The organism is Actibacterium pelagium (genome assembly GCF_002285415.1).
Lineage (GTDB): Bacteria > Pseudomonadota > Alphaproteobacteria > Rhodobacterales > Rhodobacteraceae > Actibacterium_B > Actibacterium_B pelagium.
Genome location: NZ_NSBU01000005.1, coordinates 163,362 through 175,825, shown reverse-complemented (window position 1 = coordinate 175,825; position 12,464 = coordinate 163,362). Strand labels below are relative to the sequence as shown.

Annotated in this window: 7 protein-coding genes; all 7 read right to left on the bottom strand. The window is 60.2% G+C overall.

The genetic code is table 11. The features are described from left to right. Nucleotides 1-53 precede the first annotated feature (53 nt). Nucleotides 54-1,805, bottom strand: coding sequence for a PHA/PHB synthase family protein (locus CLM58_RS05800; protein ID WP_095594990.1), 1,752 nt, complete (start codon nt 1,803-1,805; stop codon nt 54-56). Between the two features lie 159 nt (nt 1,806-1,964). Next, nucleotides 1,965-5,303: an error-prone DNA polymerase gene (locus CLM58_RS05795; protein WP_095594989.1), complete on the bottom strand. Its 3,339-nt coding sequence runs from the start codon at nt 5,301-5,303 to the stop codon at nt 1,965-1,967. Beyond that, a complete protein-coding gene (locus CLM58_RS05790; protein ID WP_095594988.1) occupies nt 5,300-6,778 on the bottom strand; it encodes a Y-family DNA polymerase in 1,479 nt (492 codons plus the stop codon). The genes CLM58_RS05795 and CLM58_RS05790 overlap by 4 nt, the downstream gene beginning before the upstream one ends. Continuing rightward, the gene (locus tag CLM58_RS05785; RefSeq protein ID WP_095594987.1) at nt 6,720-7,274 is read right to left on the bottom strand and encodes an ImuA family protein; all 555 of its coding nucleotides are present in this window, start codon (nt 7,272-7,274) and stop codon (nt 6,720-6,722) included. The genes CLM58_RS05790 and CLM58_RS05785 overlap by 59 nt, the downstream gene beginning before the upstream one ends. A gap of 113 nt (nt 7,275-7,387) precedes the next feature. Beyond that, nucleotides 7,388-8,599 (bottom strand): acyl-CoA dehydratase activase-related protein, encoded by a 1,212-nt coding sequence (locus tag CLM58_RS05780; protein ID WP_095594986.1) that lies wholly within the window; start codon nt 8,597-8,599, stop codon nt 7,388-7,390. Further along, nucleotides 8,550-10,691 (bottom strand): BadF/BadG/BcrA/BcrD ATPase family protein, encoded by a 2,142-nt coding sequence (locus CLM58_RS05775; RefSeq protein ID WP_095594985.1) that lies wholly within the window; start codon nt 10,689-10,691, stop codon nt 8,550-8,552. The genes CLM58_RS05780 and CLM58_RS05775 overlap by 50 nt, the downstream gene beginning before the upstream one ends. Beyond that, nucleotides 10,688-12,199 carry a hypothetical protein gene (locus tag CLM58_RS05770; RefSeq protein ID WP_095594984.1) on the bottom strand — a complete coding sequence of 504 codons (1,512 nt, stop codon included), beginning with the start codon at nt 12,197-12,199 and terminating at the stop codon, nt 10,688-10,690. Before CLM58_RS05770 ends, CLM58_RS05775 begins: the two co-directional genes overlap by 4 nt. Nucleotides 12,200-12,464: the final 265 nt, after the last annotated feature.

Genomic DNA, 12,464 nt, shown 5'->3' with positions numbered 1-12,464 from the left:
CAAAATATAAAAACGGCACCCGAAGGCGCCGTTTTCTTGAATATTTCTACCGGCTATTTCGCCATCACATATCGGCCGGGCGCATCTTCGATCGCTTTGACCTTGCCCATACCGGGCTTGCGGGCGGGCACGTCTTCTTCGTCAGTGTGCTCGGCCATCCACTTGCTCCACTCTGGCCACCAAGAGCCTTTGTGCTCTTCTGCACCTTCCAACCATTCCTCGTGGCTTTCAGGATAGTCGTCGCGGGTATAGTAGTTGTACTTCGCCTTCTCGACCGGAGGATTGATGACCCCCGCGATATGGCCGGACCCGCCCAGAACGAACTTCACTTCGCCGCCCAGCAGTTGGGTGGTTGGGTAAATAGAGCTCCACAAGGCGATGTGGTCTTCCTTGGTGGCCAGCACAAAGAACGGAACGTCGATCTTGCTGATGTCGATCGGCACGCCGTCCAGCGTCAGCTTACCCGGTTCGCGCAGGCCATTTTCGATATAGATATGCTCGAGGTACCACAGCAACATGGCCGCCGGCAGGCGTGTGCTGTCCGCATTCCAGTACAGCAGGTCGAACGCCGGGGGCTTTTTGCCCATCAGATAGTTCATGACGTGGAACGACCAGACCAGATCGTTCTCGCGCATCATCGAGAACATGTCCTGCAGGTGGTGGTTCTCAAGGTAACCAGTGGTCTTCATATGCTCGCGCATGGCGGCAAGACGGTCGCGGTCAATAAAGACGCCGGTCTCCCCCACATTGGTGAAGTCGACCATCGTGGCCAGAGTGGTGGCCGTCGCGGCGCGCTTGTCTTTCTTGGCGGCCATATAGGCCAGCGTCGCGGTCAGCAGAATGCCCCCGATGCAGAAGCCCAGCAGGTCGAACTTGTCCTCGCCCGTGATCTCTTGCGCGACATCCAGCGCGGTCAACGGGCCCAGTTTCATGTAGTCCTCAAAACTGAGGTCCGCGTGTTCCTTGGTCGGGTTCACCCATGAAATCAAGAAGACGCTGTGGCCCTGCTCCAGCATATAGCGCACCAAAGAGTTATCGGGGCGCATGTCGAAGATGTAGTATTTGTTGATCCACGGGGGGATGAAGATCAGCGGGCGCTTCTTCTGTTTCTTGGTCAGCGGCGCGTAGTGGATCAGCTGCATCAGCTGGTTTTCATAGATCACCTTGCCCGGCGTGGTGGCCAGATCTTTGCCTACCTCGAACGCCTGAGGATCGCTGGTCTGGATTTCAAGCCGGCCATCGCCGCGCTCCAGATCTTCGACAAGATTGCGGAACCCGTCCAGAACGCTTTGACCTTCGGTTTCGATCATCGTTTCGCGGGCAGCGGGGTTGATCATCAGGTGGTTCGCCGGGGACATGGCGGACAGCATCTGACGTGTATAAAACTTCACGCGCAGGGTTTCCTTGGTGCCGTCTGGCAGGCCGGACAGGAATTCCTCGGTCGCGTTTTCCAAAGCGATATGGCTTTCCTTCAGCCCTTGCAGCACCGGATCATCCTGCCAGCGCTGGTCGCGAAAACGTTTGTCCTTGGTGCCTGCGTTGTCACCAGAGAACGCGTCGGTCCAAGCCCCGGCCCAGCTTAGCCAATAGCTTTGCATACAGTCCATCATGCGGACCGGATCGGCAAAGAGCTGCGGCAGGGCCGTCATATAGGCCTGCATGACAGAGTTGAAATCAACGATCGAGTACTCTTCCCCGCTGGCCTTGTCGGCGGCCAACTGGCCTGCACGTTGCATGGCTGTCTGCGCGCGGCCAAGCAACTCTGCCCAGTCCTGCGACTGGTCCTGAATTTTCTCGATGTCCATTAGGTGTCCCCTCCTCAGTGCGCCTTTCCATGGCGGCAATCGGGCCGCCTGCCCGGTCCTCCCCGACCAGACAACGCAACTATACACGCGGCGCGCGACCTAACTAGTCCCGCAAATTGCATACCCGCTAACCGGCGGATGTGTCACAGGGGCCTTGGGTCAGTGGAAATCGCGGCTTGGGAACAGCCGTTTGGCCTGTTCGCGCGGGTGTCGTGCGGCGGATTTCGGGGCTTTGCGAGGGCGCGGGGCTTCGTCCGCGGTAGGTTGCGACAAGCCCACGGTTTCGTCCAGCGGATGACCAAGGTCGGACAGGCGGGGCGAGAGATCCTCGATCCGTTGAGCAATGACATGAACGACGATGCCCTCGCGCTGCAGATAGCCCCAGACGCGCAACAGCCGTCCACCCATGACGGACCGGCGATATTGTTCATAGACCTTCGGCCAGACGATGACGTTGGACACGCCGGTTTCATCCTCAAGCGTCAGGAAGATCACGCCCGAGGCCGTGCCGGGCCGTTGCCGGGTGATCACCAACCCGCAGACGCTGATCTGGCCGGGCGGGACCTCTGGCAACATGTCATGCGGGGTCAGATCGGGGATTTGCGGGCGCAGCAGCTCCATCGGATGGGCGCGCAGGGTCAGCCGCATCGAAACGTAATCCTCGACCACCTCTTCCCCCAGATGCATCGAGGGGAGTTCTACATCCGGCTCGCGGATCATCTCGCCATCAATCGGGTCATTGAACAGAGGCAGCGGGGCTTGGCCCCGAATAGCACGAACCTGCCACAGGGCATCGCGGCGGGTCAGACCCATGCCGGAAAACGCATCAGCCTCGGCCAGTCGCTCTAACGCGGCGGGGCGCAGACCGGCGCGCAGCCAGACGGATTCAGGATCAGGGTAACCATTACCACGGGCGGCGACGATCCAGTTGGCGTCCTCTTCTTTGAAGCCTTTGATCTGTCGGAACCCCAACCGCAGGGCCAGCGCCCCGTCGGGGCGGCGCTCCAGCGTGTTGTCCCAGTCGCTGGCGTTCAGGCAGATCGGGCGCACCTCGACCTGATGTTCGCGGACGTCGCGCACGATCTGCGCAGGCGCGTAAAACCCCATCGGCTGAGAATTCAGTAGCGCGCAGGCAAAGACCGCCGGGTGGTGGCATTTCAGCCAGGCCGAGACATAGACCAGCATCGCAAAGGCCGCCGCGTGGCTTTCGGGGAAGCCATAGTCGGCAAAGCCTTCGATCTGCGAGAAACAGCGCTCGGCCGTGTCCATGTCATAGCCATTGGCCAGCATCCCCTCGACAAACTTGTCGCGGAAAACGCCAATACTGCCCATCCGCCGGAAAGAGGCGAGGGATCGGCGCAACCGGTCGGCCTCTTCGGCGGTGAAACCGGCGCCAACGACGGCGATCTGCATGGCCTGCTCTTGAAACAGCGGCACGCCAAGGGTGCGGGCGGTGACCTGTTCCAGCGCAGGGCCAAAGGGTTCGGGCTTTTCCAATCCCTGCCGCCGCCGGATGAAGGGCTGCACCATGCCGCCTTGGATCGGGCCGGGGCGGACGATGGCGACCTCGATCACCAGATCATAGAAGGTGGCGGGTTTCATCCGGGGCAGAAAGTTCATCTGCGCCCGGCTTTCCACCTGAAACACCCCCACCGCATCAGCCTTTTGCAGCATGTCATAGGTCGTGCGGTCCTCTTGCGGGACGGTGGCAAGGGTCACGCGCACATCGTCATGCTGGCGCAGAAGGTCAAAGGACTTGCGGATGCACGACAGCATCCCCAGCCCCAGCACATCGACCTTCAGGATGCCCAGCGTGTCGATATCGTCCTTGTCCCATTCGATGACGGTGCGATCCTCCATCGCGGCGTTCTCGATCGGGCACAGCGCATCCAGCCGCCCCTTGGTGATGACGAAACCGCCCACGTGTTGCGACAGGTGGCGGGGGAAGCCGATGACCTCTTTGATCAGGCGGATGGTCTGGGACAGGCGCCGGTCGGTGGGATCAAGGCCCAGTTCACGTATCCGCTCCATCTCGGCGCCCTTGTTGGACTGGCCCCAGATCTGGCTGGACAGGCTGGCGGTCACGTCCTGACTAAGCCCCATCACCTTGCCCACCTCACGGATCGCAGCCCGAGACCGAAAGTGGATCACGGTGGCGCACAGCCCCGCCCGATGCCGCCCGTATTTTTGATAAATCCACTGGATCACCTCTTCCCGGCGTTCATGTTCGAAATCCACGTCGATATCGGGCGGCTCGCCGCGATAGCGCGAGATGAAGCGTTCGAACACCATGGCGATCATGTCCGGGGAGACATCGGTGATGCCAAGCAGGTAACACAGGATCGAGTTTGCGGCAGAGCCGCGCCCCTGACACAGGATCCCCTGCGAGCGTGCGAATTGCACGATGTCATAGACGGTCAGGAAATAGGCGGGGAAGCCCAGCTCCTGAACCAGGTTCAATTCCTTGTCCATCAGCTGCAGCGCCCGGTCGGGCGGGCCGTCAGGATAGCGGCGCTTTAGCCCCTCTTTCGCCAGACGCTTCAGGCGGGCTTGAGGGGTCTCATTCTCGGCAATTTCATCGGGGTATTCATAGCTAAGCTCTGACAGGCAGAAGGAACTGCGCGCGGCGATCTCCACGCTGCGGCGCAAGGCGGCAGGGTGATGGTGGAAAACGCGCAGCATATCATCGTACCCCTTCAGCCGCCGTTCCGAATTGAGCAGCGCACGGGTGCCGATCTGGTCGATGGTGATATGCTCGCGCATACAGGTCAGCACATCGGCCAGCTGTTTGCGCGCGCCCCGGTGCATCAGCACATCGCCCACCGCCACCATCGGGGCAGAGGTTTTCAGCGCCAGCGCGGCGCAGGCCTCTAGGTACGCCTGATCAGAACCATCGTATTTCGGGGCCGCGCCCAGAAACACATGGCCGGGATAGCGGCGGCGCATCTGCCGGATTTGTTCTGCGGCGTGGTGCAAGCCATCCTGCGGCAGGGCGATCAGGGTCATGCCCGCGCCATGGTCCAACAGGTCGGACAGGGTCAGATCGCACTGCCCCTTCTCGGCCCGCCGTTTGCCAAGGGTCAGCAGTTGCGACAGCCGGGCGTAACCCGCCCGGTCGCGCGGCAGGGCCAGCCAGTGCACCGGGTTGTCGCGCAAGACCAGACGGCAACCAACGATCAGCTTGGGCAGGCGCGGAGTTGCGGGGCGGGGCAGGCCTTCGTCCGGGCCGGTTTTCTGGCGCGAGGACGGGTCGATCCGCTGCTGAGAGCGCACCTGAACATCTTCCTCGGCCGCGCGTTTCAGCTCTTTCAGCGCGGAAAACGCCCGCACCACCCCGGCCAGCGAATTGCGGTCGGTGATGGCGATGGCTTCCAACCCCAGCTCGGCCGCGCGGACCACGTATTCCTCGGGGTGGGACGCCCCGGTGAGGAAGGTGAAATTCGTGGTCACGCACAGCTCTGCATAGGTGGACAGATGAGGGATGCGGGTATCACTCATGCGAATTGCCCCTGCACGAACCAGCCCGGGTTTTGCGGGGTATAGAACAGCCACAGCCGCCAGCCCTGCCGCGTTTCCACATGCCAATAATCGCGCAGCCCCCCGCGCCAATTGTCGTCCTGCAACCACCATTCGGGCAGGATGCGTTCAGGCCCGGTGGCCCGCGCGGTGCTCAGCGACATGCGCCGCCAGCGGAAGCGTTTCGGCGGGCGCGATCCGCTGCCTGCGATGGGCTCTGGCGGGAACAGGGACAGGGGGCGCGGGCGCGGTGCCGCCCAGCCCCCTTCCGGTTTGGAATAGGCGGCGGGGGCGACGATGAAGCTGCGCTCGGGGATGTGGCTGTCGGCGGGCAGGAAGCGCTGGATATTCTCTAGCCCGATCCGCGCGCCGATGCGGCTGATCAGATCGTCCACCTGATCGGCCCGGTCCGAGGACACATGGCTGATCTGCTGCACCGGCAGGGGTTCGACCCGCGTGGCCTGAAGGCGCAACTGGTCAATACCAAAGCCTGCGTCTACCCCGCTGATCCCGCGTTCAAAGAGGCTGATAATCCGGTCCGGGTCGCGCAGGGCGGCGGCCAGACGCAGCTCTACCTGCTGATTGCCCTGATCGACGCGGCGCAGGGTCAGCATCAACTCTCTTGCCCCGGCCTCTTGCGCCTTCAGCTTGGTGCAAAGCTGCCGCAACAGCCGTTCCGTCCCGGCCATGACATCATCGGTCAGACCGATGGGTTCCGGCAGGGTCATCCGCACCCCGTAATGCGGCGGCTCGGCCATCGGAGAGAGTTCTTCCGGCTGCCGCCCCAAGGCCTGATCCAGCCGCAACAGCAGGTCCGGCCCAAAGCGTCGGGTCAGGGGCGCGCGCGCGGCAGCGTCCAAGGCGGCGATGGTTCGCAGGCCAAGCCGTTGCAGGGCGATGACCGTCTTTTCGTCCAGCCGCAGGGCGCTGACAGGCAGCTCGCCCAACGCCGTTAGCGGGTCGCCGGGGGCCGCCTGCCCCTCGCCCGCGTGGGCCAAGGCCCAAGCCGCGCCACGCGTGTCACCCAGACCGATCTGGGCAAACAGCCCCGCCCGCATCAGCCGCTGGCGCATGTCGGCCAGCAAACCGGCCTCTCCACCGAACAGATGCGCCACGCCCGAGATATCCAGCACCAGCCCATCGTGCCCCTCTAACCCCACCCAAGGCGAGTACCGCGTCGCCCACCGGCGCAGGACCAATTGGAACCGTTCCTCTGCCGCGGTGTCGGCAGGCTGGCTTTGCAGATCGGGGCAAAAGGCGCGCGCGTCAGAGTACGGCATCCCCCGCTGCAACCCCTGCCCCTGCGCCGCCGCGTTCAGGCAATACAGCCGCGTCGTGTTCTGCTGCATCAGGGTCAGCGCAAAGGGCCCATCGACCGGACATGCGCGCAGAACCCGGTCACTCGCCAGCCGGGGAAACCATATGCAAACGACGCGACGCGGCCTGCCAGCGAACATTCCAGGCTCCATTTGTTCCTGTTTTGTTCTTTATAAGCTTCCAGCAATTCAGAGTCGAATCCTTGGGGTCATAAATCGGCGTCGAATGCCAGCGCGTCTCGGCCGCATTGCTGCCCATGCCTTCGGGGATAATGCACAGGCCCGTCGAGCGCCCGGCCTTCGCCGCCAGCTGCAACCGCCGCCCCGCTTTCAAGGACAGTGGCTGGCTAAGCTCAACAATCACGACAGGCATAGAGCCATCTCTCAGCGCTTCTTCGGTCACGGCCAAGGCATCCAGTTGATCCTTGGCCTGCGCCACCAGCAGCATCGCAGGATCAAAGAAAGCGCCCCCGCCCACGGGGTTCAGCACACTGCCCTGCCAGCTTTCGCGCACCCACAGGAACCGCGTACCCGCCAGCCCTGCAACCACGGCCGCAAAGCCAAAGGCCGAGGGGCCGCACACTTCGTGCACCCGCCCCTTGCGCAAAGGGAATCCTGTGATCTGATCGAGACTCATAGATCAAAGATAGGGCAGGCCTGCGCCCCGTCCCAGATCAAAAGAACAAAAAATGAATACTCATCACCAAAACCGGCGACACACCCTAAGAAATGCGCACGCCAGAACGGCTGTCACTGAGCGGCGTCTTTTATGCTGCCCAGATTAGAGAAGCTCTCTGGCGGTGTATCAAGTGCCGCAAGTTTCTGTTCGATGATCTTCTGCGCGCGGCGCTTGAGATAGTAGTCAATCGTCTCGACCCGGATACGAACAGAACCCGCAGGGTTTGTTGCATCAAGATCCTGAAAGGCGAAGAAGAGCGTGCCCAGCGCCTCGACAGTTTCTTGAACCGGGGTATAGGTCGGTTGATCCATCCCGCATTCATAGCTTGAAAAGCGGATGACGCAGGCGATCCAGGGCATCAAGGACGCATAGCGCGCAGCCCAGAGCAATTCATTGGTGTTCGAACTGTGCGAGCTTGGCCAGATATCCGAAATATCAAAGGGGGTTCGAATTCTGCCAGCGGACAAGAGGTCACGATACAGCCAATCAAGAAGGTCTTCCTCAAGGGGTAGATATTGTCCCCAAAGAACCGGATAGCCTGCCTCTTGCAACTCCGTCGCGATACCATGCCCAATTCCGGGGTCCATGTGATAGGGACGGCCCAGCGCCAGAACCGCCGGACGGCTATCCGCAGCACAGTTTCGCAGGACATTCAGACTTTGTTTGCGCAAAGAAGTGTCGAACTCTTCCAAGGCGGCGAAACCCGCTTCGATCGCTGCCTCGACTTCTTCGGGGGTCAAATCTTCGAGAACGGGATCAAGCGCCTCGAACAATTCCCGCGCCGCCAGCTTTGGTTCATCCAGATGCACAACCGGATCGACATAGATGACGCCCGCATCTGCAAAGGCATTCCCCTCTCTCAGGAACCCGGCTTTAGTGCTTTCGGCTCCGGCAAGGACCCTTGGGCAGGACATCGTATTTCTGACTTCTCCCTGCAGGATCGAAGGCAGCGTCGTGATCTTGGGGCTGAACAGGACGTTGATCGGCTTCTTAAGCCCGTGCAGCAATTCCCCGTAGTGTCCGGTCATGCATTTCACCGGGTAACAGCAATCCACAGCGGCACGTCCCTGCCCGAATTCACGCTGACGCGCCTCGGATGTTTCCGAGGAATAGACAACACTGCGACGGTTGACCCCAAGCTCTACGAAGAACGTGGTCCAGAAGCGATGCGTCGACCACATGTTCAGAACACGTGGAATCCCGATCCGGAGCTTTCTCTCGGGTCGGACGACTTCAGCGGAACGCGGTTTCGCGAACAGTTTCGGAAATGTCAGGAGCGTCATGCTTGGCGTCCTCCATCTGAGTTAACTTGCTGCGCAGCGCAGCCTTGTCTTCGACAAGTCCCTTTGGACAAGAGTTGCCGGTGATGACCCGTGCCCAACCCGGGGCAAGAGGAACAGCGCTGTCAGAACGACCGAGGGCATCTGGAAGCTCCACGTCGATGAAAGCGCGCTTGCAGTTCATCGTGCACCAGCGACAGGTGGTCTTGTCGTTGGTCGTGCTGACATAGGTCAGCCCTTCGATCGTGTCCCACCCCCGGAATTGCGTGGGCAGTCCGGCCTCTCCGTGTTCCTTGGCCAGCAAAGCCGCGCCGATCGCACCGGCCTCTCCGGAATACGGGTGCACGATAACTTTGGCCCCGGGTACGCGGCTTTCGATGAAATCGACCTGCGCCTTCACAACGGCAAGATTTCGATGCGTGCCGCCTTGCAGAACGAACTTCTTCCCGGCGGCCTTCAAGTTCTGAAATTGCCCGGCATAAACCCAGACATTCAGTGGCAACACCGAGGCAAGGCTGGCCATGATTTCTTCGGCGGACCAACCTTTGCGCTGTTGGTTTACAATGTCTGACTGAAGAAAAACGCCGCACCCCATCATCAGGGCTGGCATCTGTTTGGCCGAGAAGGCCGTTTCGGCATAGTCGTTTAGCGGGATATCATAGCGCTCTGCCACCCCTTGCAAGAAGGCCCCGTTGCCCGACGAACACTGAGAGTTCAGGCGAAAGTCCGACACGGTGTTCTGCCGCAACAACATAATCTTCACGTCGCAGCCGCCGACATCGCAAATCGCATCCGCATCGGGGACAAAATGCAGGGCCGCCGTTGCATGGGCGACGGTTTCGACCACCGGGACATCCGCGCCGATAATGTCCTTGAGAAGATCCTTGCCGTAGCCCGTCACCCCAAGACCGCCAACATTGCTGACACCGGCCTGATGCAGCGCCCCGAAAATCGCCCGCGCGTCTTCAATTGGGTTTCCGTCCGACGGTCGGTAGCACGAGGCCACTACATTCGCATCACCATCCAAGGCGACCGCTTTGACGGTGGTTGATCCAAAGTCACAACCGACGAATACCGGCCCATTCGTTGGAACCGAGGCAACAACACCCGGCGAGGGTTTCCCATAGCGTTCTTTGAAGGATTTCAGCTCGGGTGCGCCCCCGGCCAGCGCCGTCGCGCCTTCTTTGCTTTTGGCCTCGTGCTGACCTTCTTCGATCCACCAGCGCAGCTTTTCCGTACCGGTGTAGTTTTGGGCGGTTTCGGGGTCGGCAAGCGCGACCTCTACGCAACCCCGGCACGCATAGTAAAGCGCGTCCTTTGGTACGGTGATCAAGTCCTCCGGGGCTTTGTCTGCCGGCAATTCCACACCGCGTTCGGCCCAGAGTTTTGTCAGATGCGCCACCCAGGCTTCTTGAAGCCCTTTGAAGAACATATTGGGTCCGCCAAGTAACAGTACTTCGGGGATGGGTGTGTTGCCCTTCGTCAGCGTGGCAAGATTTTGATGGACCACGGCCTCGAAAAGGCTGGCGATGATCTCATCCTCGGGCACCCCAGCTTTGACCAGACTGTTGGCGTCCGTCTCGGCAAATATTCCGCACTTGGCACTGATCCGATGAAGCGTTTTGCCCATGTAGGGAAGCGCGCACAGCCTTTCCGACGAGACTTTCAGCTTTCGGGCCGATTTCTCGATGAAGGTTCCGGTCCCCCCGCTGCAGGCCGATTGCATATAGACCTGCTTGGATTTTCCAGCCTCGCTTTCGGTGAAAAACAAGGTCTTCATGTCCTCGCCGCCGATCTCCGATACGAAACGGACGTTTGGGTGCAACGCGTCCACGGCCGCAGCAACGGCGACCACTTCTTGAACGACTTTGCCGCCCGCAAGTGGGGCGATCAGTTCGGCACCGGAGCCGGTGAAAACGATCTGATCCTGTTGTGGCTGAAACGCGGCCTCTGACTCCATCTGTTCCAGCAGTTCAAGCGTCTTTTCAGCCTGACGGGTGTTGTGCCGCCAATAGCTTTCCCAAAGGACCTTTCCGTTTTCAAAAACAATGCCTTTGACGGTCGTAGACCCGATGTCGATCCCCGCGATTTTCACAGTGACGCCCCCCCAAGTTCCAGAACCACATTGGCGGCGGTTCCAACTGCGCCGCGCTTGGGCACTTGCCAAAACGGGTCGTGCATCTCCGGGTGGGCCTCATACCGGGCGCGCGCTTCTTCCAGTGTCAAACCAGCCGCCTTCAGCGCCGCGTCAAATTCGGACCGGGCGCGCGCCTTGGCTTCCGTCAGCACCATCTGGCAGCGCGAGATGACGTGCACCTCGCTATCCCCCTTGATCTCAAGCGGCGCATAAAGAAGGTCTGGATACTTACCCTGTGCTGCGGCCATTGCGCCGATCGACATGGTGTTCGGCAAACATCCGTAGGGGGACAGTTCGCAGACCATATGGGCGACCTTGTGCAAATGCGCATATAGCGCCTTGCCCACCAACAAGTCCCCCTCACCACCGTTCAGGCGGTTGTCGTAGAAGGGTTGAGCAAGCCGTGCCAATTCATTCTGATCCGGCAGGTGACGCGGGATATCCCCCAGGGCTTTGCAAAGGCTATGATAGCGGCCCCGATACAAACGCCGAGCAAGCTCGATCATCAATTGTTTCTTCCGGGCGCCTTTGTGAATGCCAATACGATCCTGCTGCTTGCGACGCGCAAAGCGCATCAGATAGTCGAACCAAACCGCCACAGGCGCTGGTAAGACCTCGGCGCCTTCCTGCTCTAGCCAAGCGTGGATACTATGGTTGGCATCCCCTTCGACGGTCGAAACATAGAACTCGCCAGTGATCTTCACTTTTGGTTTAATGCGAAGTCGGTCCAGTTTGATCCCTTCGAAATGCGACTTCGCCTTGCGCAGCGCTTTTGCGTAGTGATCAGTTGTCAGGTGCCACAGGATCGTTCCCAGCTTGCCCTTGTTTTGCGGACGGTTTCTGACGGCGTCATAGATATCCTCGACGGCTTTCTTGATTGCCGCGTCGGTCGCGCCGAATTCGACTTCGTAGGGTCTGATCTGATACTCGAGGTCTTGGATCACGTCCGTCATCATGACCGAAAGGATCGCACCAAGAAGAAGGTGCGTATCGGTCTGGAACCCCTCGTCATCGTCCTTGGATTGGTCGATCTCGTGCTGTTCGACCAAAAACAGCCGAAACGCCTCCATGCCAATATTCCGCAGCGCCAGTTCATAGCTGTAGTGGTATTGCCCGAACCGGCAGGCACCACAGGCCCCGGCCGTTACAAACACATACTCATCGGCCACGCGATCGGGGCCGATCTTGTCTGCTTTGTCTTTCAGGGTTCGCGCAAGGTTTCCGGTCGTAAAGGCTGTTGGGCAGCATTGCCCCACGTCGACCAAGGACCGTCCAAACAACAGGTCCGACCGCGTCGCTGGCGGCAGGCTTTCCGCCTTGTAACCAGCGCCTTCGAACAATCCGACCAGCGCCCGTTCGGCTCGCCAGGTCAGGCCACCGAAGAGTAAGGTAACGTTCTCCCGCTCGTCCTTTTTGAAAGGTCTTGGACGATAGGTCTGATAACTATCTTGTAATACTTTATTCATTTCCACCCCCCTTTGGATCAAATCCGGGCCGCGTAACTGGTAGGGAGTCGACTGGTTAACCTAGAAATTGCTCTGCCGAGCGTTTCCGACTGAACGCGGTTTCTTAGACTAAGAAGGAATTTGGGGGGCGCTCTTTGATCGAAATCAATTGAACTTCAGAAAAGCTATGGCTCAAAATCGACTTTCCAGAGGTCAAAAACTAGGGGCAGGAACTGTCAGAAGTGCGGATCGACAAGCCTCAAGCCCCCTTTTTCGATCTGGGGTT

Bases quoted from the DNA above. Each gene is read 5' to 3' on its own strand.
- CLM58_RS05800 (WP_095594990.1), bottom strand. From the start codon at position 1,805: ATGGACATCGAGAAAATTCAGGACCAGTCGCAGGACTGGGCAGAGTTG.
- CLM58_RS05795 (WP_095594989.1), bottom strand. From the start codon at position 5,303: ATGAGTGATACCCGCATCCCTCATCTGTCCACCTATGCAGAGCTGTGC.
- CLM58_RS05790 (WP_095594988.1), bottom strand. From the start codon at position 6,778: ATGTTCGCTGGCAGGCCGCGTCGCGTCGTTTGCATATGGTTTCCCCGG.
- CLM58_RS05785 (WP_095594987.1), bottom strand. From the start codon at position 7,274: ATGAGTCTCGATCAGATCACAGGATTCCCTTTGCGCAAGGGGCGGGTG.
- CLM58_RS05780 (WP_095594986.1), bottom strand. From the start codon at position 8,599: ATGACGCTCCTGACATTTCCGAAACTGTTCGCGAAACCGCGTTCCGCT.
- CLM58_RS05770 (WP_095594984.1), bottom strand. From the start codon at position 12,199: ATGAATAAAGTATTACAAGATAGTTATCAGACCTATCGTCCAAGACCT.